The 26,867-nt window shown below is 71.4% G+C and carries 25 protein-coding genes; 15 read left to right on the top strand and 10 right to left on the bottom strand.

Annotation, left to right across the window (positions count from 1 at the left end; translation table 11 throughout):
- Nucleotides 1–42 precede the first annotated feature (42 nt).
- Nucleotides 43–1,305 carry a metallopeptidase domain-containing protein gene (locus ITI46_RS13750; RefSeq protein WP_209239811.1) on the bottom strand — a complete coding sequence of 421 codons (1,263 nt, stop codon included), beginning with the start codon at nucleotides 1,303–1,305 and terminating at the stop codon, nucleotides 43–45.
- Nucleotides 1,306–1,511: 206 nt separating this feature from the next.
- Between ITI46_RS13750 and ITI46_RS13755 the strand changes: the two genes are divergently transcribed.
- A complete protein-coding gene (locus ITI46_RS13755; RefSeq protein WP_209239812.1) occupies nucleotides 1,512–2,453 on the top strand; it encodes an RluA family pseudouridine synthase in 942 nt (313 codons plus the stop codon).
- Nucleotides 2,454–2,495: 42 nt separating this feature from the next.
- Here ITI46_RS13755 and ITI46_RS13760 read toward each other — a convergent pair whose 3' ends face one another.
- Nucleotides 2,496–3,533, bottom strand: a complete 1,038-nt coding sequence (locus ITI46_RS13760) for a mechanosensitive ion channel family protein (RefSeq protein ID WP_209239813.1) — start codon at nucleotides 3,531–3,533, stop codon at nucleotides 2,496–2,498.
- 111 nt (nucleotides 3,534–3,644) lie between these two features.
- On the opposite strand from ITI46_RS13760, the gene ITI46_RS13765 reads away from it, so the two are divergent.
- Nucleotides 3,645–4,232, top strand: coding sequence for a dienelactone hydrolase family protein (locus ITI46_RS13765; RefSeq protein ID WP_209239814.1), 588 nt, complete (start codon nucleotides 3,645–3,647; stop codon nucleotides 4,230–4,232).
- A 54-nt stretch (nucleotides 4,233–4,286) separates the two neighbouring features.
- On the opposite strand, the gene ITI46_RS13770 is transcribed toward ITI46_RS13765, so the two are convergent.
- From ITI46_RS13770 to ITI46_RS13785, 4 genes are all read right to left on the bottom strand, one after another.
- Nucleotides 4,287–5,921 carry an alkaline phosphatase D family protein gene (locus ITI46_RS13770; RefSeq protein WP_247745950.1) on the bottom strand — a complete coding sequence of 545 codons (1,635 nt, stop codon included), beginning with the start codon at nucleotides 5,919–5,921 and terminating at the stop codon, nucleotides 4,287–4,289.
- A gap of 140 nt (nucleotides 5,922–6,061) precedes the next feature.
- Entirely contained in the window at nucleotides 6,062–6,826 is a 765-nt protein-coding gene (locus ITI46_RS13775) for a thioredoxin domain-containing protein (RefSeq protein WP_209239815.1), read from the bottom strand.
- 44 nt (nucleotides 6,827–6,870) lie between these two features.
- On the bottom strand, nucleotides 6,871–7,572 hold the full coding sequence (locus ITI46_RS13780; protein WP_247745947.1) for a hypothetical protein: 702 nt from the start codon (nucleotides 7,570–7,572) through the stop codon (nucleotides 6,871–6,873).
- A gap of 92 nt (nucleotides 7,573–7,664) precedes the next feature.
- Entirely contained in the window at nucleotides 7,665–8,993 is a 1,329-nt protein-coding gene (locus tag ITI46_RS13785; RefSeq protein ID WP_209239817.1) for a DUF2252 domain-containing protein, read from the bottom strand.
- A 190-nt stretch (nucleotides 8,994–9,183) separates the two neighbouring features.
- Here ITI46_RS13785 and dnaE point away from each other — a divergent pair, with 190 nt between their 5' ends.
- Nucleotides 9,184–12,729: a DNA polymerase III subunit alpha gene (gene dnaE, locus ITI46_RS13790; protein WP_209239818.1), complete on the top strand. Its 3,546-nt coding sequence runs from the start codon at nucleotides 9,184–9,186 to the stop codon at nucleotides 12,727–12,729.
- 34 nt (nucleotides 12,730–12,763) lie between these two features.
- Here the strand turns inward: dnaE and ITI46_RS13795 are convergent, their stop codons facing one another.
- The gene (locus ITI46_RS13795; protein ID WP_209239819.1) at nucleotides 12,764–12,910 is read right to left on the bottom strand and encodes a hypothetical protein; all 147 of its coding nucleotides are present in this window, start codon (nucleotides 12,908–12,910) and stop codon (nucleotides 12,764–12,766) included.
- Between the two features lie 215 nt (nucleotides 12,911–13,125).
- Between ITI46_RS13795 and ITI46_RS13800 the strand changes: the two genes are divergently transcribed.
- From ITI46_RS13800 to ITI46_RS13815, 4 genes are all read left to right on the top strand, one after another.
- Nucleotides 13,126–14,484 carry an NYN domain-containing protein gene (locus ITI46_RS13800; protein WP_209239820.1) on the top strand — a complete coding sequence of 453 codons (1,359 nt, stop codon included), beginning with the start codon at nucleotides 13,126–13,128 and terminating at the stop codon, nucleotides 14,482–14,484.
- Nucleotides 14,485–14,566: 82 nt separating this feature from the next.
- Nucleotides 14,567–15,598 carry an ABC transporter ATP-binding protein gene (locus ITI46_RS13805; protein ID WP_209239847.1) on the top strand — a complete coding sequence of 344 codons (1,032 nt, stop codon included), beginning with the start codon at nucleotides 14,567–14,569 and terminating at the stop codon, nucleotides 15,596–15,598.
- A gap of 248 nt (nucleotides 15,599–15,846) precedes the next feature.
- The gene (locus tag ITI46_RS13810) at nucleotides 15,847–16,599 is read left to right on the top strand and encodes an ABC transporter permease (protein WP_209239848.1); all 753 of its coding nucleotides are present in this window, start codon (nucleotides 15,847–15,849) and stop codon (nucleotides 16,597–16,599) included.
- A gap of 68 nt (nucleotides 16,600–16,667) precedes the next feature.
- Nucleotides 16,668–17,363 (top strand): hypothetical protein, encoded by a 696-nt coding sequence (locus ITI46_RS13815; protein ID WP_209239821.1) that lies wholly within the window; start codon nucleotides 16,668–16,670, stop codon nucleotides 17,361–17,363.
- A gap of 114 nt (nucleotides 17,364–17,477) precedes the next feature.
- On the opposite strand, the gene ybaK is transcribed toward ITI46_RS13815, so the two are convergent.
- The 3 genes from ybaK to ITI46_RS13830 form a co-directional block, all read right to left on the bottom strand.
- The gene (gene ybaK / locus ITI46_RS13820) at nucleotides 17,478–17,975 is read right to left on the bottom strand and encodes a Cys-tRNA(Pro) deacylase (protein WP_209239822.1); all 498 of its coding nucleotides are present in this window, start codon (nucleotides 17,973–17,975) and stop codon (nucleotides 17,478–17,480) included.
- 22 nt (nucleotides 17,976–17,997) lie between these two features.
- On the bottom strand, nucleotides 17,998–18,813 hold the full coding sequence (locus tag ITI46_RS13825; protein WP_209239823.1) for an LON peptidase substrate-binding domain-containing protein: 816 nt from the start codon (nucleotides 18,811–18,813) through the stop codon (nucleotides 17,998–18,000).
- 124 nt (nucleotides 18,814–18,937) lie between these two features.
- Nucleotides 18,938–20,557 (bottom strand): oxidoreductase, encoded by a 1,620-nt coding sequence (locus ITI46_RS13830; protein WP_209239824.1) that lies wholly within the window; start codon nucleotides 20,555–20,557, stop codon nucleotides 18,938–18,940.
- Nucleotides 20,558–20,768: 211 nt separating this feature from the next.
- On the opposite strand from ITI46_RS13830, the gene hisD reads away from it, so the two are divergent.
- The 8 genes from hisD (at nucleotide 20,769) to hisF (ending at nucleotide 26,848) form a co-directional block, all read left to right on the top strand.
- Nucleotides 20,769–22,112, top strand: a complete 1,344-nt coding sequence (gene hisD / locus ITI46_RS13835) for a histidinol dehydrogenase (protein WP_209239825.1) — start codon at nucleotides 20,769–20,771, stop codon at nucleotides 22,110–22,112.
- Nucleotides 22,109–23,245 (top strand): histidinol-phosphate transaminase, encoded by a 1,137-nt coding sequence (locus tag ITI46_RS13840; RefSeq protein WP_209239826.1) that lies wholly within the window; start codon nucleotides 22,109–22,111, stop codon nucleotides 23,243–23,245. Before hisD ends, ITI46_RS13840 begins: the two co-directional genes overlap by 4 nt.
- On the top strand, nucleotides 23,242–23,832 hold the full coding sequence (gene hisB / locus ITI46_RS13845) for an imidazoleglycerol-phosphate dehydratase HisB (protein WP_019358558.1): 591 nt from the start codon (nucleotides 23,242–23,244) through the stop codon (nucleotides 23,830–23,832). Before ITI46_RS13840 ends, hisB begins: the two co-directional genes overlap by 4 nt.
- Nucleotides 23,833–24,095: 263 nt before the next feature.
- On the top strand, nucleotides 24,096–24,260 hold the full coding sequence (locus ITI46_RS13850; RefSeq protein WP_209239827.1) for a CG2302 family histidine operon protein: 165 nt from the start codon (nucleotides 24,096–24,098) through the stop codon (nucleotides 24,258–24,260).
- On the top strand, nucleotides 24,260–24,910 hold the full coding sequence (gene hisH, locus ITI46_RS13855; protein WP_209239828.1) for an imidazole glycerol phosphate synthase subunit HisH: 651 nt from the start codon (nucleotides 24,260–24,262) through the stop codon (nucleotides 24,908–24,910). Before ITI46_RS13850 ends, hisH begins: the two co-directional genes overlap by 1 nt.
- Before the next feature lie 38 nt (nucleotides 24,911–24,948).
- Nucleotides 24,949–25,677 (top strand): bifunctional 1-(5-phosphoribosyl)-5-((5-phosphoribosylamino)methylideneamino)imidazole-4-carboxamide isomerase/phosphoribosylanthranilate isomerase PriA, encoded by a 729-nt coding sequence (priA, locus tag ITI46_RS13860; RefSeq protein WP_209239849.1) that lies wholly within the window; start codon nucleotides 24,949–24,951, stop codon nucleotides 25,675–25,677.
- Nucleotides 25,677–26,093: a RidA family protein gene (locus tag ITI46_RS13865; protein ID WP_209239829.1), complete on the top strand. Its 417-nt coding sequence runs from the start codon at nucleotides 25,677–25,679 to the stop codon at nucleotides 26,091–26,093. Before priA ends, ITI46_RS13865 begins: the two co-directional genes overlap by 1 nt.
- Nucleotides 26,090–26,848, top strand: coding sequence for an imidazole glycerol phosphate synthase subunit HisF (hisF, locus tag ITI46_RS13870; RefSeq protein ID WP_209239830.1), 759 nt, complete (start codon nucleotides 26,090–26,092; stop codon nucleotides 26,846–26,848). Before ITI46_RS13865 ends, hisF begins: the two co-directional genes overlap by 4 nt.
- Nucleotides 26,849–26,867 lie beyond the last annotated feature (19 nt).

Raw genomic sequence — 26,867 nt, forward strand, 5'->3', positions numbered from 1 at the left:
CGGCTTCCCCGCGCCCCCGTTTCCCGGCTGCGGCCGGCCCGCTCAGCCGCCCTCGTCCGGTACGTGGACGCGGACGCGGTAGCCGCCGTGGCCGGTGGCCTTGGTGACGGTGATCCGTATCCCGCCGCTGAAGGTGTGGCTCTCGCCAGGGGCGAACGGCGCGTCCGACATCTCGGCCAGCTCGGTGGGCAGCCGGTCGGCGCAGGCGGCGCCGCCCCCGCTGTGCGGCCGGGAGTCGACGACGCGGACGGGGCCCTCGCCCGTGGGTCTGCCGGAGTCGACGGTGTAGAGCAGCACGCCCTCCGCGCAGATGTCCCGGTCCAGCCCGCGGCGGGCGCGTGCCTCGGCGACTATGGCGCGGTGCCGGCCCGTCCGTATGACGGCCAGGCCCGCGTCCTGCGAGCTGACCGGGGAGAGGGTGTGCTCGGTGGTACCCGGGGAGGTGACGCAGCCCACCCGGGAGCGGGGCAGCCAGCCGAACTTCCACTTGTGCCAGCCCAGCAGGTCGGAGATCCCCGCCATGCTCATGGTGTCCCAGCCGCCCGCGTACTCGACGGAGGCATTCTCGGCGACGTTGTACAGGTCGGGCAGGCCGTAGAGGTGGTGGGCCTCGTGCACGAAGTTGCCGCGCTGCCACAGGGCCGAGTCGGAGGCGCGGCCGAAGATGAGGGCCGCGCCGCGCACCCGGGTCCCGGCGGCGCGGAGCCCGTCGAAGGTGTGGGCCTGGGAGACGGTCGGTGCGGCGGGCAGATTGCTGTCGGCGACGACGAAGACCACGTCGGCATCGCGCACCTCGGTGCCCTGGCGCCGCGCGGCCTCCAGCGCGTCCTGGACGTAGCCGCGCATCACGCCGGCCGGGATGCCGCGGGTGATCCCGTAGGAGGACCACGGCCGCGGCATGCGTATCCAGTCGGAGCTGGTGTGGGTCTCCAGGCGGTACTTGCCGAAGGAGGCCCGGTTCCAGAAGCGGTCGCCGTACCGGGAGAAGAAGCGGGCGCGCTCCCCGGCCGGGCCGGTCGCCGGGTGGTCGCTGAAGTCGACCATCAGCATCAGCGCCCGCTTGTGGCCGTTGGGGCGGACGTAGGCGGGGTCCATCGGGCCCTCGTCGGTGCCGTCGCCCGGCGCTATGGCACAGGGGCCCGTGATGCCCTCGGCCGCCGCCACCTCGGCCGGGGCCAGGGTGAGGCAGGCGGTGGCCAGCGCGGTGGCTGCCGCCAGCGCCCGGCGGTGCGCGGGGCTGCGGCGTATACCGGGCTCGGCGCCGGCGTCCGGCGCCGGGTGCTTCGGTGTCCTGCGCGGCGTCATCGGCTGTTCCCTCCGGGGGTGCTCGCCGGTGTCCCGGGGCTCACGTGACACCGTCGGCCGCGGGCGGGTGCGCCGCACCTCGGACGGAGCCGCGCGAGTGACTGGTCCCACGCGGCCTGCTACGGGATGGAGGGGCCGGGCCGCTGCGAGGCGGGGGAGGGCTGCCGCGTACGGGCCGTACGGCCTCGTCCGGCATACTCGATCAGGTGAGCACGCTTCCTGAAACCCGCACCCTGCCCGTACCCGACGGCCTGGAGGGCGAGCGCGTCGACGCGGCACTCGCCCGGATGTTCGGCTTCTCGCGGACCAAGGCGGCCGAGCTCGCCGCGGGCGGGAAGGTGCTGCTGGACGGGGCGCCGGCGGGCAAGTCGGACCGGGTGCAGGGCGGGGCGTGGATCGAGGTCGAGATGCCCCGGCAGGCGCAGCCGGTACAGATCGTCGCCGAGCCCGTCGAGGGCATGGAGATCGTGCATGACGACGACGACATCGTCGTGATCGTCAAGCCGGTCGGGGTCGCGGCCCACCCCAGCCCCGGCTGGAGCGGGCCGACCGTCATCGGCGGGCTGGCCGCCGCCGGGTACACCATCGCCACCTCCGGCGCCGCCGAGCGGCAGGGCATCGTGCACCGGCTGGATGTGGGGACCTCGGGGCTGATGGTCGTCGCCAAGTCCGAGCGGGCGTACACGCTGCTCAAGCGGCAGTTCAAGGAGCGCACCGTCGACAAGCGCTACCACGCGCTGGTCCAGGGCCACCCCGATCCGCTCAGCGGCACCATCGACGCGCCCATCGGCCGCCATCCGCAGCACGACTACAAGTGGGCGGTCACCTCCGACGGCAAGCCCTCGGTGACCCACTACGACCTGATCGAGGCATTCCGCGCCGCCAGCCTGCTGGACATCAAGCTGGAGACCGGCCGCACCCATCAGATCCGGGTGCACATGGCGGCCCACCGGCACCCCTGCGTCGGCGACCTCACCTATGGGGCCGACCCGACGCTGGCCAAGCGGCTGCGGGTGGAGCGGCAGTGGTTGCACGCGGTGCGGCTCGGTTTCGAGCACCCCGGGGATGGGCGTTGGGTCGAGTACGAGAGTGCGTATCCGGTGGATCTGCAGGCCGCGCTGGACTTGGTGCGGGCGGAGAGTTCCTGAGCCAGGGGCAAGCGCGGTGGGAGACCGCCCCCATCCGGAACCTCACACCAGTTTGTCCTGCTGGATGTAGCGGATGCCCGGCAGCGCGTCCGGGTGGTAGGTCTTCAGCCAGGTGATCAGCTCCTCGCGGAGCGCACAGCGGAGGGTCCACAGATCGCCCGAGGTGCGGGCCGTCACCGCGACCCGCACCTCGATCGTGCTGGGAGTGGTGTCCGTGACCACCAGGCTCCAGCTGCGCCCGTCCCATTCGTCGCTGGCGCGGACCAGCTCCTCCGTCTTGGCGCGCAGCTCGGCGATCGGCGTCGAGTGGTCGAGCTGGAGATAGACGGTGCCGGTCTGCTGGGAGCCGCCGCGCGACCAGTTCTCGAACGGCTTGTTGGTGAAGTACGAGACCGGCATCGTGATCCGCCGCTCGTCCCAGGTGAGGATCACCAGGTAGGAGACGGTGATCTCCTCGACGGTGCCCATCTCACCCTCGACCACGACCTCGTCGCCGATCCGCACCATGTCGCCGAAGGCGATCGACAGTCCGGCGAACAGATTGCCCAGCGTCGACTGCGCGGCGATACCGGCGACGATGCCCAGGACGCCGGCCGATGCCAGCATCGAGGTGCCGAAGGTCTTCATGCCGGGGAACTGCAGCAGTACCGCCGCCACCGCGATCACCGTCACCACGGCGGTGACCAGCCGCCGGATCAGGGTGAGCTGGGTGCGCACCCGGCGGCCCCGCGCCGGGTCGTGGGTGGCGCCCGCGTACCGGGTGGCGATCGTCTCGGTTATCGCGGCGACGATGCGCAGGATCAGCCAGGCCGAGGCCGCGATCAGCACGATGGTCAGCCACCGGTCGGCACCGGCTCTGTGGTCCCTGGCCAGATGCGTGCTGTCGAAGAAACCGCTGACCAGTGCTACGAAGAGCACGGCTTGGAACGGGAAGCGGCCGCTGCGCAGCAGGCCCCACATCGGGGTCTCCGGGTGGCGGGCGTCGAGGCGCACCATCAGCCGGTCGACGGCCCAGGCGAGGACGTACGCGAGCACGATCGCGCCACCGAAGACGATGACGGGCCGAAGCACGTTCTCCATGGTCGCCTTTCTCCTTGGTCTCCTGCAGCACCGACGACCGTACCTGGCACCATGTGGAGTACCCGCCTCCAGGGCCCTCAGCGGGGGCTCTTTGTGAAGGAAGTGACATCTGTGGCACCCGTATCGATCGTTCTCCTGCACTCCGTGTGCGGCCTCACCGCGGATGTGCGCGCCGCGGCGGAACGGCTCCGTGCGGCGGGGCACGAGGTGATCACCCCGGACCTCTTCGACGGGCGGACCGCCTCATCGGTGGAGGAAGGGATGCGGATGCGCGAGGAGGAAGGCAGCCCCGACCGCGACGAGCTGCTGCGCCGGGCCGTGACCGCGACGGCACCGCACTCCGGCAAGGGCCTGGTCTACGCGGGCTTCTCGATGGGCGGCTCCATCGCCCAGACCCTCGCACTGGCCGACGAGAAGGCGCGCGGCCTGGTGCTGCTCTCCGGCACTTCGGACATCGCGGAGGACGCGGCGGTGGACGGCCTCCCCGTACAGCTGCACGTCGGGGACCCCGACGCCTTCGAGCCGCACGACTGGCTGAACGCCTGGTATCTGCGGATGCAGCGGGCCGGCGCCGACGTGGAGGTGTACAGATACCCGGGGGCCGGGCATCTGTACACCCACGCCGAGCTGGAGGACTACGACGAGGAGGCCGCGGAGCGCACCTGGCGGACGGTGCTGGGGTTCCTGGAAACCCTTTAGGGCTTCTCGGAACTCGCTGGCGCTCCTCCGGAATCCGCTGGCGACCTGGGCGGATCAGCCCACGGGCTGATCCGCGCGCTCGACGTGCTGCGAGCCGGAGGCGGTGCGGTAGGAGCGGCGCCAGGCGGCGGTGGCGTGCTGGTCGGTCTTGTCGGACAGCACGAAGTAGTCCAGCTGTGCCCGTGCCGCGTCCACGTCCAGTACCCCGTAGCCGTGCGAGTCCATGTCGACCCAGCGCACATGGCGGTTGGCGGCACGCACGGCGGTCTCGGCGACGCCGGAGAGGGTGTCGGGGGCGACGTGCAGGGTGTCGTCCAGGTTGTCGGAGGTGACGGAGGTGATGACGAACTCCGTGGCGACGGCGGGCTCGTGGGGGTAGTCGGCGGCGCGCAGCGGCACGTCGTTGGCCCAGTTCATATGGATGTCGCCGGTCAGGAAGACGGTGTCGGTGACCTGGTTGTCGCGCAGATGCGTGAGGAGTTCGCGCCGGTCGTCCGTATAGCCGTCCCACTGGTCGGTGTTGACGGCCAGCCCTTCCGCGGGCACGCCGAGGCACTCGGCGAGCGGGCCGAGGAACTTGGCGGGGACGGAACCGAAGGCCACCTGGGAGATCATCACCGGGTTGCCGACCAGCTTCCAGCGGGCCGGGGAGTGGGTGAGGCCCTTCTTCAGCCAGTCCAGCTGCCGGCGCCCGGTCAGCGTCCGGTCCGGGTCGTCGATGTCCTTTCCGTCGCCCGCCTTGGCCTGTGCGTCGCGGAAGGAGCGCAGATCCAGCAGGTGCAGTTCGGCCAGCCGCCCGAAGCGCAGCTTCCGGAAGGTGGTGCCCGCGGTGGACGGCCGTACCGGCAGCCACTCGAAGTACGCCTGCTTCGCCGCTGTCGTCCGCTTCGCCCAGTCGCCCTCGGCGGCCGGATCGTGGTTGACGGCGCCGCCCGACCAGGCGTTGTCGGCGAACTCGTGGTCGTCCCAGATGGCGATGAGGGGGTGCGCCGCGTGCATGGCCTGGAGGTCGGGGTCGGACTTGTAGTGGCCGTGCCGCACCCGGTAGTCGGCGAGCGAGACGATCTCGTGCGGGGGCTGCACGGTCCGTACGACGGCGTCACCCGTGGGGTACTCGCCGTGCCCGTACTCGTAGATGTAGTCGCCCAGATGCAGCACCGCGTGCAGATCGCTCCGGGCCGCCAGATGCCGGTACGAGGCGAAGTAGCCGCCCTCGTAGTTGGCGCAGGAGACCACCCCGAGACGGAGGTTGGCGACCTCGGCGCCCTCGGCGGGCGCGGTACGGGTGCGGCCGGTGGGGGAGTGGACGCCGTCCGCCGTGAAGCGGAAGTAGTACATGGTGGCCGGACGCAGCCCGCGGACATCGGCCTTGACGGTGTGGTCGGAGGCGGCCTCGGCCCGTACGGCGCCGCGTGCCACGGTGCGGGAGAACCCACGGTCCTCCGCCACCTGCCAGGCCACCTCGACCGGGCGGCCCTTGCCCGAGCCGGGCACGGCACCGGGCTCGGGGGTGACCCGGGTCCACAGCAGCACCCCGTCCGGGAGGGGATCACCCGAGGCGACCCCGTGCACGAAGGAGGGGCCGGCGTCGGCGGCGCTCGCGCCGGGCAGCGCGCCCGCCAGCGGCAGCAGCGCGGCACCGGCCGCACCGGCGGCGACCACGGCGCGGCGCGGCGGCGCGGTTCTCAAGGAAGCCGTTCTCGGCGAGGCGGATCTCGTGAAGTCGTCGGTGGAAGTCACGAGCGGTCATGTTACGCATCAGTAAGAACGAGGGGCAGACCGCAGGTTGCCTGCGATCCGCCCCTCGCCGCGCGGCACCGGGGTGCCGGTTACTTCTTCTCCGACTTGCCCGACTTCAGATCGACGCCCATCTCCTTGAGCTTGGCGGGCACGTCCTGCGGCTGCACCTGCTCACCGTCGATCTTGATGGTGGGGGTGGACTGGATCTCGGCGCCGTTGAAGCTGGCGATCATGTCCTTGGCCCACTTGTTGTACTTCTTGCCCTTGACGGCCTTCTCGAACGCCTTGTTGTCCTTCAGCTCCGGGACCGTGTCCGAGACCTTGAGCAGGTAGTTGTTGTCGGCGAACTTGTCCGGCCCCTGCTCCTCCGGGTGCCACTTGGCCGAGTACAGCTGCTTCTTGTACTCCGCGAACGCCTTGGTGCTCACGGCCTTGGCGGCGCCCAGCGCGCGGGCGGCGTTCTTGGAGCCGGTGCCGCCCATGTTGCCGTCGATGATCGCGCCGAGGTGGATGCGCAGCTTGTACTTGCCCTCGTCGGCGCCCTTCTGCAGCGGTTCGCCCACCGCCTGCTCGAAGCTGGCGCAGGCCGGGCAGCGCAGGTCCTCGTAGACGTCGATGGTCTTCTCGGCCTTGGCGCCCCCGGTGGTGACGGACATGCCGTCGTCGCTGGACCCCTGCTCGTTCATCTTGGCGACGGCGATGCCGATACCGGCCACCACGGCCAGCACTCCGACGACCGAGAGCGCGACCAGCAACTGCCGCCGGGTGCGCTCCTTCTTGGCCTGCTTCTCCCGCTCGATACGCAGCCGCTCGCGGGCGGCGCGCTTGGCTTCCTGGCTGTTGCGCTTGCTCATGACTGTGTGCTTCTCCGTTGTCCGTACGCGAAAGAAAACCCTGCTCAGACCGCCGGTGCGGCGGCGCTGAGCGCGGGCGGCCCGCGACGGTGCACGGAGTGGGTCAGCAGCGGCAGCGCGCGCGGCTCACCGGGGCCCGGCGTACGCCGCGGCAGCACCGGGCCGCCGCCGCGGAAGGTACGGCGGACGGCGACCGCGAGCCGCAGCGGGCGGAAGGCGGTGGAGGCCACCGCACGCAGCAGCCCGGCGAGGGCCGCCTCGCCGCGGCGTAGCCACAGGGCGGCCAGCAGGCCCACGGCCACATGCGCGGCCAGCAGCAGCCAGGGCAGCGCCGGGCCGGGCACTCCGTGGACGCCCGGCGGATACGCGCCGGCCGCGCCGCCCCGCGCGGCAATCCGCGCCAGTGGTGTGCCGACGCTGCCGCCGCCGCACAGCAGATCCACGCCAACCGAGCGCAGCGGCCCCGTCACCGGGCCGCCCGCCTGCCCGTAGCAGGCGTGCTGGCCCGTGGTGAAGACGGTGTCAGCGGCCAGCTCCAGCGGGACCAGCAGCGCCGCGATCCGTACGAAGCCGCGCTCCCGCCCAGCCAGCACGAACGCCAGCGCGAAGATCACCGCGGAGACGGTGAGGAACGGGCGCAGCGGGACGGGGGAGCCGGAGAGCAGGACGTGGGCGCCTGAGGACAGGGTGACGCACAGCGCGGTGAAGAGCCCCGCGCGCGCCGTTCTCACCCCTGCTGCTCCCATGGTGACCGAGTGTGCCATGCCGGGGCGTAAGCGGTCTCTAAAGGGCCGGATCCGGTTGGCCCGGCTGTTGCCGCCTGCCCTCGCGAGCGGGCTCACACCCCCCGGATCCGGCCGTTGCGGAAGAGGTCCACGAAGATCTGGTGGTCGCGGCGGGCCTGTGCGCCATAGCTGTGGGCGAAGTCGACCAGCATCTCCCGGAAGCCGTCCTCGTCCGCCGAGATCGCCTCGTCGATGGCGCGCTCGGTGGAGAACGGGACCAGACTGTGGCCGCTCTCCGCCTCGTCCGCCGCCGCGTGCATCGTCGCCGTCGCGCGGGCGAGATCCGCGGTGACCTGCGCGATCTCCTCCGGGTCCGACAGCTCCGACCAGTCCAGGTCGACCGCGTAGGGCGAGACCTCGGCGACCAGCTGGCCCGCACCGTTCAGCTCCGTCCAGCCCAGCCACGGGTCGGCGTGCGACTGGAGGGCGCGCTGCGAGATGACGGTGCGGTGCCCCTCGTGCCGGAAGTAGTCGCGCACGGCCTGGTCGGTGATGTGCCGCGAGACGGCCGGGGTCTGCGCCTGCTTCATATAGATGACCAGGTCGTTCTCCAGGGCGTCGCTGTGGCCCTCCAGCAGGATGTTGTACGACGGCAGGCCCGCGCTGCCTATGCCGATGCCGCGGCGGCCCACCACGTCCTTGACCCGGTGCGCGCCGTGCCGCTCGCGGCCCTCGTGCGGCGGGAGGGTGTGCAGATAGGCGTCGAACGCCTCCAGGACCGCGTCCCGGGTCTCCTTGTCCAGCTCGATGGAGCCGCCGCCGGGGCTGAACCGGCGCTCCGAGTCGCGGATCTCGGTCATGGTGCCCAGCAGCCCGAAGCGGGTGTTGGCACGGGCTGCGCGCAGCGCGTCCAGCAGCGGACCGCGTGCGGTCTCCAGGGTGAGGGTGGGCGGCTCGGTCTCGGCGGCGCCGGAGGCCATCGCGCGGATGCGGTCGCGGTAGGCGTCGGCGTAGGTGGTCACCAGTGCGGTGATCTGCTCGTCGCTGAGTGCCTTGCTGTAGCCCAGCAGTGCGACGGAGGCGGCGAAGCGCTTGAGGTCCCAGGTGAAGGGGCCGACGTACGCCTCGTCGAAGTCGTTGACATTGAACAGCAGCCGGCCGTTGGCGTTCATGTACGTGCCGAAGTTCTCGGCGTGCAGGTCGCCGTGTATCCACACCCGGCTGGTGCGCTCGTCCAGGAACGGGCCGCTGTTCCGTTCCTCGTGCAGGTCGGCGTAGAACAGGCAGGCCGTGCCCCGGTAGAAGGCGAAGGCGGAGGCGGCCATCTTGCGGAACTTCGTCTTGAAGGCCGCCGGATCGGCGGCGAGGAGGTCGCCGAAGGCGGTGTCGAAGACCTCCAGGATGGTCTCGCCGCGCTCTGCTGCCTGGCCTGCCGTGGTCATGGGTGCTCCGTGGGCGGTAGGGGACTGGACCGGTGCGCGAACCGGCGGCTGAACCGGTGTATGACGAACCGAGTGTCTAACCTACGCCGACGTGCCGGGGTGCCCGGACGGTTCCTCCGCGGGCTGTCGGTGGTGGGTCGTAGACTCCTAGGCCGCCCCAGAAGACCCGCGCCCGGAGGTGGCCTTCGTCGTGACCGACAAGCCCTTCACACATCTGCATGTGCACACGCAGTACTCGCTCCTCGACGGCGCAGCCCGGCTGAAGGACATGTTCAATGCCTGTAACGAGATGGGCATGTCGCATATCGCGATGACCGACCACGGGAATCTGCACGGGGCCTACGACTTCTTCCACTCAGCAAAGGACGCCGGGGTCACCCCGATCATCGGCATCGAGGCGTATCTGGCGCCCGACCACCGCAGGAACACCCGTCCGGTCAAGTGGGGCACTCCGCATCAGAAGCGGGACGACGTGTCGGGTAACGGCGCCTACACCCATATGACGATGTGGGCGCGGAACGCCACGGGGCTGCACAACCTCTTCCGCGCGCAGTCACGCGCCAGCCTGGAGGGCTTCTTCCGCAAGCCCAGGATGGACCGCGAGCTGCTCGCCGAGTACGCCGAGGGTCTGATGGCGACCACCGGCTGCCCCTCGGGGGAGGTGAGCACCAAGATCCGTCTCGACATGGAGGACGAGGCCCTGAAGGCCGCCGGGGAGTATCAGGACATCTTCGGCAAGGAGAACTTCTTCGTCGAGCTGATGGACCACGGCATCGACATCGACAAGCGCGCCAGGGACGGCCTGGAGCGCATCGCGAAGAAGATCAACGCGCCCTTCATCGTCACCAACGACTCGCACTACACCTACGAGAACGAGGCGGCGGCGCACGACACCCTGCTGTGCATCCAGACCGGGAGCAACCTCTCCGATCCGGACCGCTTCAGCTTCGACGGCGCCGGCTACTACATCAAATCCGCCGACGAGATGTACGCCATCGACTCCTCGGACGCCTGGCAGTCCGGCTGCCGCAACACCCAGCTGCTGGTCGCCGAGCGCATCGAGACCGGCGGCATGTTCGAGCCCAAGAACCTGATGCCCAAGTTCGATGTGCCCGAGGGGTACGACGAGATCTCCTGGTTCCGCGAGGAGGTCCGGCGCGGCATGGCCCGCCGCTATCCGGACGGCGTCCCTCAGGACCGCCAGGAGCTGGCGGAGTACGAGATGAAGGTCATCATCGACATGGGCTTCCCGGGGTACTTCCTCGTGGTCGCCGACTTCATCAACTGGGCCAAGGACAACGGCATCGCGGTGGGCCCAGGACGTGGCTCGGCGGCGGGCTCGATCGTCTCGTACGCCATGGGCATCACCGACCTCGACCCGGTGACCCACGGGCTGATCTTCGAGCGGTTCCTCAACCCCGAGCGCGTCACCATGCCCGACGTCGACATCGACTTCGACGAGCGCAGGCGCGGCGATGTGATCCGTTATGTGACGGAGAAATACGGCGCCGACAAGGTCGCCATGATCGGCACCTACGGCACGATCAAGGCCAAGGCCGCCATCAAGGACGCCTCCCGCGTGCTGGGTTATCCGTACGCGATGGGTGACCGCATCACCAAGGCGATGCCCGCCGACGTGCTCGGCAAGGGCATCCCGCTCTCCGGCATCACCGACCCCAACCACCCCCGCTACAGCGAGGCGGGCGAGGTCAGGGCGATGTACGAGAACGAGCCGGACGTCAAGAAGGTCATCGACGCCGCCATGGGCATCGAGGGCCTGGTGCGGCAGATGGGCATGCACGCGGCGGGCGTGATCATGTCGAGCGAGCCGGTCATCGACCACGCGCCGATCTTCTCGCCGAAGAACGACGGCACCGTCGTCACCCAGTGGGACTACCCCAGCTGTGAGGCGCTGGGCCTGCTGAAGATGGACTTCCTGGGGCTGCGCAACCTCACCATCATGGACGACGCGGTCAAGATGATCCGCAACAACAAGGGCGTCGACCTCAAGCTGCTCGACCTGCCGCTGGACGACCCCAAGACCTTCGAGCTGCTGTGCCGCGGTGACACCCTCGGCGTCTTCCAGTTCGACGGCGGCCCCATGCGCTCGCTGCTGCGCATGATGAAGCCCGACCACTTCGAGGACATCTCCGCCGTCTCGGCGCTGTACCGCCCGGGCCCGATGGGGATGAACTCCCACATCAACTACGCGCTGCGGAAGAACGGCCAGCAGGAGATCACTCCGATCCACCCGGAGCTGGAGGAGCCGCTCAAGGAAGTCCTCGACATCACCTACGGCCTGATCGTCTACCAGGAGCAGGTGCAGAAGGCCGCTCAGGTGCTGGCCGGCTATTCGCTCGGACAGGCCGACCTGCTGCGCCGGGCCATGGGCAAGAAGAAGAAGGAGGTTCTCGACAAGGAGTTCGTGAACTTCCAGAAGGGCATGCGGGACAACGGCTATTCCGACGACGCCGTCCAGGCCGTCTGGGACGTGCTGGTGCCGTTCGCCGGATACGCCTTCAACAAGGCGCACTCCTCCGCCTATGGACTGGTCACCTACTGGACGGCGTATCTCAAGGCCAACTATCCGGCGGAATACATGTCCGCGCTGCTGACCTCGGTGCGCGACGACAAGGACAAGTCGGCGGTCTATCTGAACGAGTGCCGCAAGATGGGCATCAAGGTGCTCCCGCCGAACGTGAACGAGTCGGAGGCGAACTTCACCTCGAAGGACGACTCCACCATCGTTTTCGGACTCACCGCCGTCCGGAACGTGGGCCAGAACGTCGTCGACTCGATCGTCAAGTGCCGCAAGGCCAAGGGGAAGTACAGCTCCTTCCCCGATTTCCTCGACAAGGTGGAAGCCGTCGTCTGCAACAAGCGGACCATCGAGTCGCTGATCAAGGCCGGTGCCTTCGACGAGATGGGGCACACGCGCAAGGGCCTGACCGCGCAGTTCGAGCCGATGATCGACAACGTGGTGCAGGTGAAGCGGAAGGAGGCCGAGGGGCAGTTCGATCTCTTCGGCGATCTGGGCGGCGACGACGCGGCGGATTCCGGGCCCGGGTTCGGGCTGGATGTGCAGTTCTCCGAGGAGGAGTGGGACAAGACGTATCTGCTCGCGCAGGAGCGGGAGATGCTGGGACTCTATGTCTCCGACCACCCGCTCTTCGGCCTCGAGCACGTGCTGAACGAGAAGGCCGACGCCGCTATCGCGCAGCTGACCGGGGGCGACTACTCCGACGGTTCCATCGTGACGATCGGCGGGATCATCTCCGGGCTCCAGCGGAAGATGACCAAGCAGGGCAACGCGTGGGCGATCGCCACCGTGGAGGACCTTGCGGGCTCCATCGACTGCATGTTCTTCCCCGCCACCTACCAGCTGGTCTCCACACAGTTGGTGGAGGACGCGATCGTCTTCGTCAAGGGCCGCCTCGACAAGCGGGAGGACGTGCCGCGGCTGGTCGCCATGGAGTTGCAGGTCCCCGACCTGAGCGAGGCGTCAGCTTCCGCGCCGGTCACGATCACGATTCCGACGGTGAAGGTGACGCCGCCGCTGGTGGAGAAGCTCGGCTATGTGCTCACCCAGCACCGCGGGTCCAGCGAGGTCCGGGTCCGGCTGGAGGGGGCGCGGAAGACGACGGTGCTGCGCCTCGACCGGCACCGGGTGACCCCGGACCCCGCCCTCTTCGGCGACCTCAAGGAGCTGCTGGGCCCCTCCTGCCTCGCCGGGTGACGTACTGCCGCGCCCCGGGTGAGGGCGGCGGCCGTCAGTTGTGTCCGAAGCGGCGCTCCCGTCCCTTGCGGTCCGCGGGAGCCCGCTCGGCGGCCAGTGCCCTCGCCCGTTCCCTCTCGCGCCGCTGCTCCTCGGCGGAGCGGCCCTGCCGAGGCTGTTGACGGTTCTTGTTCTTTGCCATGATCGCCTCCTGCGACGAAGGACCGGCCTCTCGTTCAGCCTTGCATGGCCCGAAATGCCGCGCATGTCGGACAATTACCGCGGGTGAGTGGTGCCGGGCGCCACGCCGATGATCGAGTTCCGGCTGATAACCCCCGTACGGTCGGGCAGACTCGAAGGACACGGGGGACGGCCGGCACGCGTCGCGTGGCGAGGGCACAGCCTCGGCTGTACGTCATGACCGAGAGTGGGTGGAACGTCGTGGACCGCTGCGTCGTCCTGGTGGACGCCGGTTATCTGTTGGGCGCCGCCGCCAGTCTCCTGGCCCGGGAGCCCACCCGCTCGCGGATCACCGTCGACCACGCCGGTCTCATCCAGGCGCTCCGCCAGCAGGCCGAGGCGGACACCCAGTGCGCCCTGCTGCGCATCTACTGGTTCGACGGCGCCCCGGACCGCGTCCCGCAGCCCGAGCACCGCAGGCTCCGGGTGATGCCCAGGGTGACCGTACGGCTGGGCGCCCTCACCCGCAGCGACGGGCGGTGGGCGCAGAAGGGTGTGGACGCCGCCATGCACGCCGAGCTGACCGAGCTCGCCCGCAACCGCGCCTGCTCCGACATCGTGCTGGTGACCGGCGACGGCGATCTGCTGCCGGGGCTGATGTCCGCGAAGGAACACGGCGTCGCCGTCCATCTGTGGGCCGTCCAGGCGGCCGACGGGGACTACAACCAGTCCGAGGACCTGGTCGCCGAGGCGGACGAACGGCGCGTGCTGGACCGTACGTGGATCACGCCCGTCGTCCGCGCGAAGGACCTCACCGCGCCGTGCGCGCCCCAGCCGGCGCCCCGCCCGGAGATCGCCGCGATCCTCTCCGCACCGCTGCCGGAGACCGCCAAGAACGGCGAAGCCGTGGACCCGCACACGGCCGGTCCTGTCGTGGCCCCTGGGCCGCCCGGGCAGGCACCCTCGCCCGCCTCCGCCGAGCCGCGGGCCGAGGACGCCGCGACAGCCGCAGGAGCCGCGGGAAACGAGCCGCAGCCGGCCGCGGACGGCGCCAAGCCGCACCCGGCGGCCGGTACCGCACCCAACCGCACCGAGGGCGTCCCCACCCCCAAGGACCTGGCGGACCTCGGCCGCCACGGCCAGCAGGCGGGCAGCCAGGCAGGGCCGCCGGGCGCCACCCTGCGCTGGTCCTCCGACCGCGGCTGGGTCGAGCGGGCCGCGCCCGGCGAGTCGCCCGACACGGCGGCGCTGCCGATGCTCGCCCAGCTCACCACCGCCGAGCAGCGCTGGGCGGACCGCGAGGAGGACATCACCGCGGTCAGCGGCGACCCGTACGAGGTGGGCCAGGTCTTCGCCCGCCGCTGGATCGAGCGGCTGACCAACGAGGGCCATCTGGCACAGCTCTCCGGCGAGTATCCGCGCATTCCGCACCGGATCGACGGCGAACTGCTGCGCTACGCCGCCCGGTTCGGGCTGCTCGCGCACAAGGACGACCAGATCGACGAGCACGACCGCTATGCGATCCGCGCGGGCTTCTGGCGCGAGGTGGACGCCCGCTCCGGCACCTCGTCCGAACAGGCCACCGCCGGGGACTGACCCGGCCCCACGGGCCCGAAGCGGGGCGGTGGAACCCGGACGCGTACCCTCATAGGTCGTGAGAACGGGCACTCGGCAGGCGGTGGACAGCTCGGTGGCAAGCGGAACGACGCCGAACCGGGCCGCCGTGCGCGTCGAGGACCTGGTCAAGACCTACCCCCCGGTGCGGGCCAGGCGCGGCACGCCGGCGGCCCCCGCCGTCCGGGCCACCGACGGCGTCTGCCTGGATGTGCGGCAGGGCGAGATCTTCGGCCTGCTGGGCCCCAACGGCGCCGGCAAGTCCACCCTCGTACGCCAGCTCACCGGGCTGCTGCGGCCCGACTCCGGGGCGGTCGAGGTGCTCGGCCACGACCTGGTGCGCCACCCGGAGCGCGCCGCGCGGCTGCTGGCCTACCTCGGCCAGGAGTCCACCGCGCTGGACGAGCTGACCGTGGCGCTGGCCGCCGAGACCACGGCGCGGCTGCGCGGGATGGAGACCGCCGCGGCCCGTGCTGCGCGCGACGAGGTGCTGGCCGAGCTGGGGCTGACCCGGCTGGCGGGCAGGGCGCTCAAGAAGCTCTCCGGCGGGCAGCGGCGGCTGGCGTGTGTCGCCGCTGCGCTGGTGGGGGACCGGCCGCTGCTGGTGCTGGACGAGCCGACCACCGGCATGGACCCGCACGCGCGCCGCGCGGTGTGGGCCGCCGTCGACCGGCGCCGCGCCGAGCGCGGGGTGACCGTGCTGCTCGTCACCCACAACGTCATCGAGGCCGAGACCGTGCTTGACCGGGTCGCCGTGCTGGACCGGGGCCGGGTGATCGCCTGCGACACCCCCGGCGGGCTCAAGGCGACCGTCGGCGACGAGGTGCGGCTGGAGCTGGTGTGGCGGGAGCGGGCCCCTGTGGAGCTGCCGGACGTCGCCGAACTCGCCACCGGTGCCGTCGTCACCGGGCGCCGCTGGACGCTGCGGCTGTCGCCGGAGGCGGCACGGGACGCGGTCGCGCGGGTCACCACGGGTGCGGCGTTCGCCGCGCTCGACGACTTCCGGCTGGCCACCCCGAGCCTGGAGGACGTCTATGTGGCGCTCGGCGGCCGGGCCGCGGGCCAGGACGGCGCCGAGGGCCTGGTCAGAGCGTGAGCGGGGCGAACGGGGCTGCCGCCCGGGCAGCGAGCTGGGGGCGGTCCCAGGCAGCGAGCCGGGGGAGAGGCGCGACGGTGAGGACGACGGTGAAGAGCCCGACGAGGACCGACAGCGACGCGGCGGTGGACGGTGTCGCGGAGACGGACGGCCACCGCGCGGCCCCCGGCGCCGTCGGAGGGGCCGGTTCCGCTTCGGCTGAGGGTGCCGGTGCTGCCGCCGGTGTCGGTGCCGGCGAGAGCGCTCGCGTGCCACTGGCGCCGCGGGCACGGCTGTGGCCCGCGCTGGGTGCCGTCTACCGGGCGCAGCTCTCCCGGGCCAGGGTGGCGCGGATTCCGCTGCTGTTCGTGGCGACGTTCCAGTCGCTGGGGATCATGGTGCTGATGCGCGGCGTGGTGGACGGCGGCGCGGAGGCGCGGGCCGTGGTCGCCGGGTCCAGCGTGCTGGTCGTCGCCTTCGTCGCCCTCAACCTGCTGGCCCAGTACTTCGGGCAGCTGCGTGCGGGCGGCGGGCTCGACCACTACGCGACGCTGCCGGTGCCGGCCGCTTCCGTGGTGCTGGGCGCCGCCGCTGCCTACGCCTCGTTCACGGTGCCCGGCGTGCTGGTGACGGCGGTGACGGGCAGCGTGCTCTACCAGCTGCCGCTGGGCGGGCTGTGGGTGCTGGCCGCCGTCGTGCCGCTCGCCGGAGCCGCGCTCGCCGGGCTGGGAGCGGCGCTGGGCCTGCTCGCCCCGCGCCCCGAACTGGCCACCCTCGGCGGGCAGCTGGGGATGTCGGCGGCGCTGCTGCTGGGCGTGCTGCCCGCGGGCGGGCTGCCGCCGGTGGTCCAGTGGGCGCGGGATCTGCTGCCGTCCACGTACGGTGTGGAAGCCTTCGCCCGCACCTTCGCACCGCACCCCGACTGGGGCCATGTCGGAGCCGACCTCGCCGTGTGCGCGGCCGTCGGGGTGCTCTCGCTCGCCGTGGCCACCCGCGCCTACCGGTGGGCCGCCACCCGCTGACCCCCGCACGGGCGGACGCGGGGCGGGCCGGGGCCTGACGCACGGTGCGGGCCTGGCACGATGGCGGGGTGACCGTACCGACGCCCTCCTCCCACAACCCGGACCACTCCCACCCCTCGGCGCCCCAGGCCGGACCGGGGGACCAGCCCGGCACCGCCGCCTCGCCCCCGCCTCCCGCGCCGCCGTACGCGATGAGCGCCGGGTACGGCGGCCACGGCGGAGCGGGCGGGCCGCTCGCGCTCCGGGAGCTGCGGGACGCCGCCGTCTGTGCGGTGGCCGTCGCGGTTGCCGGGCTGCTGCTGGGAGTCCTCTGGCTGTGGCTGGCGCCCCGGGTGCCGCTGTACAGCGACGGGCGGGTCGTCCTCTTCCGGCACCCCGAGGGCGAGGAAGCCATCGGCGCGGAGGGCGTCTTCGGCCTGCTCGGCCTGGCGTTCGGCGTCGTGACGGGCATCGCCGTCTTTCTGTTCCGCCGGAAGGGCGGGGTCGGCGTCGTCGCCGGTCTCGGCGTGGGCGGGCTGCTGGGTTCGGTTCTGGGGTGGCGGGCCGGTATCTGGTTCGGCCCCGAGACGAATCTGCCGGTGGCGGCGCGGGCAGCGGGCAAGGGCGTCACCTTTGACGCCCCGCTGGAGTTGCATGCCTATGGGCTGCTGCTCGCCTGGCCGTTCGCGGCCGTGCTCGTCCATCTGCTGGTGACCGCCTTTTTCGGGCCCCACGATGAGGGTCCGGCTGCGGTTGTTGCGGCCCCGCAGAAGTGGGAGAGCTGATTCCGGGGAGGGGCTGCCCCTTGCTGTGCGTTGCAGGCTGCGGGTGAGTTTGTGGCTTGGCGCGCAGTTCCCCGCGCCCCTGACGGGGCGCAGCCCTCCCACGCGGGGTAAGTCTCAGCCGCGGGCCACCGAAGCCACCACCGCGTTGGTCAACTTGGCCAGGTCCGAGGGGGCCAGCTCGATCTCCAGGCCCCGGCGTCCCGCCGAGACGCAAATGGTGGCGAACTCTTCAGCGGAAGCGTCCAGCACCGTGGGCAGCTGCTTCCGCTGGCCCAGCGGGGAGATGCCGCCCCGCACATAGCCAGTGGTGCGCTCCGCCATGGCCGGATCGGCCATGGTGGCCCGCTTGCCGCCGACCGCCGAGGCCAGGGCCTTGAGGTCCAGTGAGGCGGAGACGGGGACGACGGCGACCGTCAGGGCACCGTCGACCTCGGCGACCAGCGTCTTGAAGACCTGCTCCGGCGGCACCCCCAGCGCCTCGGCGGCCTCCTCGCCGTACGAGGGCGCAGCCGGATCGTGCTCGTAGGAGCGGGTCTCGAAAACGATGCCCGCCGCGGTGGCGGCGGCGATCGCGGGGGTCGCCGCCCCCTGCCGCTTGCTCTTCTTCGCCATGCTCTCCGCCCCCGGGTGGGTCTCAGTTCTGGCTGGTCGGATTCCGGGTCAGATCGGCCGCCGGCAGCGACGGCAGCTTGCCGATGACCGCGGTCTCCCGGCGCAGCAGCTTCAGCTCGTCGGCCAGCCGGGTCGCGGTGTCCGGTGCCTGGAGGAGCCGCTGTTTGGCCGGGGTGTCCAGCACGGTCGCCGCCGCGACCAGGTACGAGACGACCGACGGGTCGTCCGGCAGGTCCTGCTCCTGGCCGGCGGCCAGGGTCCGCTCCCGGGCGCTGGCCAGCCGCTTCTGGTACGCGCGGAAGGCGCGCAGCACTCCGGAGGCGAGGGCGCCCGCCTCGTCGCCCTCCTCCTCGGGCAACTCCTCGATCTCGCCGGTCAGATACGGCCCCGAGGCGTCGACCGACAGCAGCCGGAACCGGGTGGTGCCGGTCGCCAGCACCTCGTAGCCGGTGGTGCTGGTGCGGGGGTCGGCGTCCGGCGCCGCCTCCTCGGGCGCGTCGGCGGCTTCCGCGGCGCCCAGCCCTGCGACCCGCTCGCGGATGGTGGAGGCGTCGGCGACGCAGCCGATCGTGTAGAACGACTTGATCGGGTCGGGCCCGAAGCCGGCCGTCGGGTCGGTGCCCTGCGGCGGCGCCGAGTCGGGCATACCGGTGGCCGCGGGTGCGACCTCGCGGCCGTCCCGGATGGCGACCACGCCGAAGCGGCGCGGCTCGTCCTCGGGCAGCGCGAGCAGGTCACGCATCAGCGCGCGGTACCGCGGCTCGAAGATGTTCAGCGGCAGCACCAGCCCCGGGAACAGCACCGAGTTGAGCGGGAAGAGCGGAAGCGCGGTTGTCACAACCGGTAAGCCTAAAGCCTCCGGCCCCCACTGCGGGGCCCGGTGCGACTTCTGGAGCCTCTCGGACACCACGGACTCTCGGACACCACGGGACCCTCCCGGCGCGGGGCCCCGTGCCGCGCCGCTACTGTCGCCGCAGCAGCCGGGTGGCGCCCGCGGCAACCGTCGTCGCCAGCACCCAGCCCGCCATGATCATCCCCGCGGCGATCCACTGGTAGCTGCCGCCGGGGTCCCATGCCGTGTCCTGGCCGAAGCTGATGACGGGCAGCAGCAGGTCCAGGGCGTACAGCGCTGCGTTCCAGTGCGGCGCCTCGTCGCCCTTGAGGGCGGGTGGGCGGTGTGCCTGGAACAGCAGGGCGCCGGTCAGCCACAGCAGGGCCATCCACAGCGCGGCCTGCCCAGGGCGGTACCCGTAGGCGACGGTCCAGTCCTGCAGTACGCCCCACAGCTTGCCGGGCAGCGGCAGGGTCTCGCGGCGGCGGCGCTGCTTGGCCAGCAGGACGAGGCGCGCGTTGGTGTCCTCGCCGCTGTTCCGGTACATCGCCGCGAGCTGCTCGTACGGCTCGGGTGCGTACTCGGCGGTGGCCGCGTTGATCCACTGGAGCCGCTCGCGGACGTTGAAGTGGCCCTCCTTCGGGATGGCGTGCTGGTAGGTGAAGCCGGCCATCCACAGCCGGTGGTCGCCCGGCCAGCTGGAGGCGCGGTCCATCAGCTTCTCCACGCTCGCCCCGGACAGCACGACGAGACCGCGCTCGGGTAGCTGCGGGGTGAAGGTCAGCTCCGGGGTGGTGATGCGCCGCAGCGACAGCTCCTGGTCCCGCTGCATCTCCAGGCGGGCGTTCTCGATCACCAGCGAGGAGCCGAACCGTCCGTCGTCCAGCACCACGCCGCCGGTGCAGGAGAAGTGCTTGGTACGCCACCGGTGACCCCCGTGGGTGACGAAGTCGTAGCTGGTGCCGGTCGGCGGTGTGGCGCTGTAGATCTGCGGGGCGCTGCTGCGGCCCGCGTCGGCGAAGCTCGCCACCTGCTCGACGGTCATCTGCGGCGCGTACAGCGCATAGCGCCCGCGCGGGTTGCGCAGCGCCGAGCCGAACATGTGCAGCGAGCTGCCGACCGAGGCGCCGCGCAGACTGACCTGTCCGTCGGTGACCAGCAGGCTGGCCTGGAGCTCCTGGGAGACGCTGATGCCGTCGGCGGCTATGGCGCGGGTCCGCCGTCCGCTGCCCACGGTGGCCTCGTTGAGCAGCAGGTCGGTGCCGATCGTGGCGTCGGTCAGCTTGACGCCCTCCGGGATGCTGCACCGGGGCAGGTGCAGATCGCCCTCGGTGGTCAGCCGCGCGGCCTCCAGGCGGGGGAGGTAGCAGTCGACGAATCGCGCGGTGTTCACCCGCGCCTCCGGCATCCGCACCTCCTCCTCGAATCTGCACTGCCGCATTTCGAAGTACGGCTCCACCGCGCCGCCCGACAGGTCCAGGCAGCCGGTCACGAACGCGCCGGTCAGATGCAGGGAAGCCACCCGGCCCAGCAGCGGCGGCGGCCCGTGCAGCAGCAACAGCGCGATCACCCGGGCCCGGACCGCACGGTCCGGGCCCCAGACGTGGTCACCGTTCGGGTCGTCCAGCTCGGCCTCGCCGCTGCGCAGATCCTGCTCACTGCCGTTGCGGAACGCCTGCCACAGGCCCCACTCGGCAGTCGTCAGCCGCAGCCCCGGAGGCGGCTCGCCGGAGTCCGCTGGCTCGCTCACACTCGTCCCCCCTCGATCTCGGTCCCTCGGTGTGTCTCGGCGTACGAACGCGGCGGCCGGGCCGCCCGGAGTTCGAACACGATGGTCGTACCGCTCCCTTTCCCGCTCTGTGACCGGATGAACGCGGGAGGCGACGATCGTCGCGTGTGGCCTGTATCAGCCTCTGATACGGACGACAACCGCACACCGCCGGTCTGAGAGACTTGGGTGTGTGATCTCCCGAATCGATCTGCGTGGCACAGCTCTCGCCCCGTCGGCCTCCGGCGCGGCGAACGGCGTGCTCGACCGTGACCTGCTGCCCCGTGCCGAGCTCGACGTCGAGGCCGCCCTGGAGAAGGTGCGGCCCATCTGCGACGACGTACGGCATCGTGGCTCGGCGGCGGTGATCGAGTACACGGAGACGTTCGACGGGGTGCGCCTGGAGCAGACCCGGGTGCCCACCGAGGCGCTGGGCAAGGCCCTCGAGGAGCTGGATCCGGCCGTTCGCGCGGCCCTCGAGGAGTCCATCCGGCGGGCCCGGATCGTCCACCGTGACCAGCGGCGCACCGACTCCACGGTGCAGGTGGTGCCCGGCGGCACCGTCACCGAGCGCTGGGTGCCCGTGGAGCGCGTGGGGCTGTATGTACCTGGCGGGCGGGCCGTCTACCCGTCGTCCGTGGTGATGAACGTGGTGCCCGCGCAGGAGGCGGGTGTCGGCTCGCTGGCCGTCGCCTCCCCGGCGCAGGCAGAGTTCGACGGCCTGCCGCACCCCACCATCCTCGCCGCCTGTGCGCTGCTGGGCGTGGACGAGGTGTACGCGGTGGGCGGGGCGCAGGCCGTGGCGATGTTCGCGTACGGCACCGCCGAGTGCCCCCCGGTCCAGCTGGTGACAGGGCCCGGCAACATCTATGTGGCCGCCGCCAAGCGGCTGCTCAAGGGCGTCATCGGGATCGACTCCGAGGCTGGCCCGACCGAGATCGCGATCCTCGCCGACGACACAGCGGACGCAGCCCACGTCGCCGCCGACCTGATCAGCCAGGCCGAGCACGACGTGGTGGCCGCCGCCGTGCTGGTCACCCCCTCCGAGGCGCTGGCCGAGGCCGTCGAGGGCGAGCTGAAGACGCAGGTGCCCGCCACCACGCACAGCGAACGCATCGCCGAGGCGCTGTCCGGGCGGCAGTCCGGCATCGTCCTGGTCGACTCCCTCGAAGCGGGCCTGGCCGTCGTCAACGCCTACGCCGCCGAGCACCTGGAGATCCAGACCGCCGACGCGGCGGCCTGGGCGGCGCGGGTGGTCAACGCGGGCGCCGTCTTCATCGGCCCGTACGCGCCCGTCTCGCTCGGCGACTACGCCGCGGGCTCCAACCACGTGCTGCCGACCGGCGGCTGCGCCTGCCACTCCTCGGGGCTTTCGGTCCAGTCCTTCCTGCGCGGCATCCACGTCGTGGACTACTCGCGGGACGCGCTGGCCGAGATCACCCCCCACGTGGTGGCGCTGGCGGAGGCGGAGGATCTGCCCGCACACGGCGCGGCACTCAAGGCAAGGTTCGACTGGAAGGTGCCCCAGGTCCCGTGACCGGCATTGACGAGCTCCCCATCCGGGACGAGCTGCGTGGCAAGTCCCCCTACGGCGCGCCCCAGCTGGACGTGCCGGTACGGCTGAACACCAACGAGAACCCCTACCCGCTCCCCGAGGAGCTGGTGGCGCGGATCGCCGAGCGGGTCACCGAGGCGGCGCGCGAGCTCAACCGCTACCCGGACCGGGACGCGGTCGAACTGCGCACCCAGCTGGCCCGCTATCTGACCCGTACGGCAGGACACACCGTCGGGCACGAGCAGGTGTGGGCGGCCAACGGCTCCAACGAGGTGATCCAGCAGCTCCTCCAGACGTTCGGCGGTCCTGGCCGTACCGCGCTGGGCTTCGAGCCGTCGTACTCGATGCACGCGCTGATCTCCCGCGGCACCGGCACCGGCTGGCTGTCCGGGCCGCGCAACGACGACTTCACCATCGACACCGAGGCCGCCGTCGCCACCATCGCGGAGCACAAGCCGGACGTCGTCTTCATCTGCTCACCCAACAACCCCACCGGCACGGCAGTCTCCGAGGAGACGGTGCTGGCGCTGTACGAGGCCGCGCAGGCGGCGCGGCCCGGGCGCGGGGCGCTGGTGGTGGTGGACGAGGCGTACGGCGAGTTCTCGCACCACCCCTCGCTGCTGCCGCTGATCGAGGGCCGTCCGACGCTGGTGCTCTCGCGGACCATGTCAAAGGCCTTCGGCGCCGCCGGGCTGCGGCTCGGCTATCTGGCCGCCGCGCCCGCCGTGGTGGACGCCGTACAGCTGGTGCGGCTGCCGTACCACCTCTCGGCGGTCACCCAGGCCACGGCGCTGGCGGCGCTGGAGCACACCGACACCCTGCTCGGCTACGTCGAGCAGCTGAAGGCCGAGCGCGACCGGCTGGTGACCGAACTGCGGGCCACCGGCTGCGAGGTCACCGCCTCGGACGCCAACTTCGTACAGTTCGGCCGCTTCGACGGCGCGGCCGGATCGCACGCCGTGTGGGAGGCGCTGCTGGCCCACGGCGTACTGGTCCGGGACAACGGGGTCCCCGGCTGGCTGCGGGTGACGGCGGGGACGCCGGAGGAGAACGACGCGTTCCTCGGCGCGGTGCGAGCCGTGCTGAAGGAACTGAAGGAGAAGAGCGAGAGATGACGCGCAAGGGCCGGGTGGAGCGCACCACCAAGGAGACCTCTGTCGTGGTCGAGATCGACCTCGACGGCACGGGCGAAGTGGACGTCTCCACGGGCGTGGGCTTCTACGACCACATGCTCGACCAGCTCGGCCGGCACGGCCTGTTCGACCTCACCGTCAAGACCGAGGGCGATCTGCACATCGACAGCCACCACACCATCGAGGACACCTCGCTGGCGCTGGGCGCCGCCTTCAAGCAGGCCCTCGGCGACAAGCGCGGCATCGTGCGGTTCGCCAACGCCTCGGTGCCGCTGGACGAGTCGCTGGCCCAGGTGACCGTCGACCTGTCGGGCCGCCCCTACCTGGTGCACACCGAGCCCGAGGGCATGGCGCCGATGATCGGCAGCTACGACACCACGATGACCCGGCACATCCTGGAGTCCTTCGTCGCCCAGGCGCAGATCGCGCTGCACGTCCACGTGCCGTACGGGCGCAACGCGCACCACATCGTGGAGTGCCAGTTCAAGGCCCTGGCCCGCGCCCTGCGCTACGCCAGTGAGAGGGATCCGCGGCAGACGGGGATTCCGTCCACCAAGGGTGCCTTGTGAGCGTCGCACGCGCGGCTGCCGGGCCGCAGTCGAGGACGATGGCCGCACGTGGCCGCGCGGGCGGAGAAGCGAACGGAGGGATGCTGTGAGCGTCGCACGCGCGGCTGCCGTGCCGCAGTCGAGGACGATGGCCGCACGTGGCCGCGCGGGCGGAGAAGCGAACGGAGGGATGCTGTGAGCGTCGCACGCGCGGGTGCCGGGCCGCAGTCGAGGACGATGGCCGCACGTGGCCGCGCGGGCGGAGAAGCGAACGGAGGGACGCGGTGACCGGGCTCGCGGCGCTGCTGATCTTCGTCGGGCTGTTCCTGGCCGGCGGGGCGATCTCGTTCTGGAAGCAGCAGCTGCCCAAGGGCGTGATCGTGCTGCTCGCCCTGGCGTCCGGGCTGAGCCTGGCGGCGGGAATCCTGCGGTTGGACTGGTGGTCGTGATGAGCAACCCCAAGAGCGTGGTGGTCTTCGACTACGGCTTCGGCAATGTGCGCTCCGCGGAGCGCGCACTGGAGCGGGCCGGCGCCGAGGTGGAGATCACCCGCGACTACGACAAGGCGATGTCGGCCGACGGGCTGCTGGTGCCCGGCGTCGGCGCGTTCGCCTCCTGCATGCAGGGGCTGGTCCAGGCGCGCGGTCACTGGGTGATCGGACGGCGGCTGGCCGGCGGCAGGCCCGTGCTGGGGATCTGCGTCGGTATGCAGATCCTCTTCTCCCGGGGCATCGAGCACGGCCAGGAGGCCGAGGGCATGGACGAGTGGCCCGGCACCGTCGGCCCACTCAAGAACGACGCCGCGCACCCGGTGCCGCACATGGGCTGGAACACCGTCGAGGCGCCCGCCGGCTCCCAGCTGTTCGCCGGGCTGCCCGCGGAGGAGCGGTACTACTTCGTACACTCCTACGCCGTGCACGACTGGGAGCTGGAGAGCGCCAACCCGGCCCTGACGCCGCCGCTGGTGAGCTGGACGACGCACGCGGACCGCTTCGTCTCCGCCGTGGAGAACGGGCCGCTGTGGGCCACTCAGTTCCACCCCGAGAAGTCCGGCGACGCCGGAGCACAGCTGCTGAGAAACTGGATCGAAACCCTGTGAGTCCTGTGAGTCCTGTGAGCCGAGAGAGCGAGAGCGCCGTGAGCACCAACCGGCTTGAGCTGCTGCCCGCCGTAGACGTACGCGACGGACAGGCCGTCCGCCTCGTGCACGGCGAGTCCGGTTCCGAGACCTCCTACGGCGATCCCCTGGAGGCGGCTCTGGCCTGGCAGCGCGCCGGGGCCGAGTGGCTGCATCTGGTCGACCTGGACGCCGCGTTCGGCACCGGTGACAACCGGAAGCAGATCGCCGAGGTGGCCCGCGCCATGGACATCAAGGTGGAGCTGTCCGGCGGCATCCGCGACGACGCCTCCCTGGAGGCCGCGCTGGCCACCGGCTGCCGCCGCGTCAACCTCGGTACGGCGGCGCTGGAGGCCCCCGAGTGGGTCGCCGAGGTCATCGCCGAGCACGGCGACAAGATCGCCGTCGGCCTCGATGTTCGCGGCACCACGCTGCGCGGGCGCGGCTGGACCCGGGACGGCGGCGATCTGTACGAGACGCTGGCCCGGCTGGACTCCGAGGGCTGTGCCCGTTACGTCGTCACCGACATCGCCAAGGACGGCACGCTCAAGGGCCCCAACCTGGAGCTGCTGCGGAACGTGTGCGCGCGTACCGACCGGCCGGTCATCGCCAGCGGGGGTGTCTCCTCGCTCGACGACCTGCGGGCCCTCGCGGGCCTGGTGTCCGAGGGCGTCGAGGGCGCGATCGTGGGGAAGGCCCTCTACGCCAAGGCGTTCACCCTCGAAGAAGCGTTGGAGGCGGTGGCCTGATGGGCTCGATACACCGGATCGCGTCCGATGCGCCGTGGGAGGAGCCCTTCGGCTACTCCCGCGCCGTGGAGCTGCCCAACGGCCTGGTGCTGGTGGCGGGCTGCACCTCGGTGGTGGACGGGGCGATCGCCGCGGGCGGTCCGTACGAGCAGACCATCAACGCGTTCGGTGTCGGGCTGAACGCGCTGAAGAGCCTCGGGCTCGGCGCCGACAGCGTGGTGCGGACCCGGATGTTCCTCGCGCACGCGCGGGACGTGGAGGAGGTCGGCCGCGCCCACAAGGAGCTGTTCGGCGAGGTCAAGCCCGTCTCGTCCATGATCATCGTGTCCGGGTTCGCCGACCCCAGCCTCGTGGTCGAGGTGGAGCTGGAGGCTTACCGGCAGCAGCAAGGCGCAGAAGGAGCACAAGAGGCATGACCCTCGCGGTCCGAGTCATCCCCTGCCTGGACGTGGACGGCGGCCGGGTCGTCAAGGGCGTCAACTTCCAGAATCTGCGCGACGCGGGCGACCCGGTCGAGATGGCCAAGGTCTACGACGCCGAGGGCGCCGACGAGCTGACGTTCCTGGACATCACCGCCTCGTCCGGTGACCGGGAGACGACCTACGACGTGGTGCGGCGCACCGCCGAGCAGGTCTTCATCCCGCTGACCGTCGGCGGCGGGGTGCGCACCACGGAGGACGTGGACAAGCTGCTGCGCGCCGGGGCCGACAAGGTGGGCGTCAACACGGCGGCCATCGCACGCCCCGAGCTGATCCGGGAGATCTCCGAACGCTTCGGCAGCCAGGTCCTCGTCCTGTCCGTGGACGCCCGGCGCCGCGCCGAGGGCGCCGGTTTCGAGGTCACCACGCACGGCGGGCGCCGCGGCACCGGCATCGACGCCGTCGAGTGGGCCCACCGCGCCGCCGAACTGGGCGCAGGGGAGATCCTGCTCAACTCCATGGACGCGGACGGCACCAAGGACGGCTACGACACGGAGATGATCGCCGCCGTCCGCAAGCACGTCACCATCCCGGTCATCGCCTCCGGCGGCGCCGGCCGGCTCGACCACTTCCCGCCGGCCATCGGTGCAGGGGCCGACGCCGTACTTGCCGCCTCCGTCTTCCACTTCGGGGATTTGCGGATCGGCGAGGTGAAGGAGACTTTGCGCAGCGCGGGGCACCCGGTGCGCTGACACCTGGCCGGTGCGGCTC

Origin of the sequence: Streptomyces oryzae (genome assembly GCF_017676365.1) — a bacterium.
GTDB lineage: Bacteria > Actinomycetota > Actinomycetes > Streptomycetales > Streptomycetaceae > Streptomyces > Streptomyces oryzae.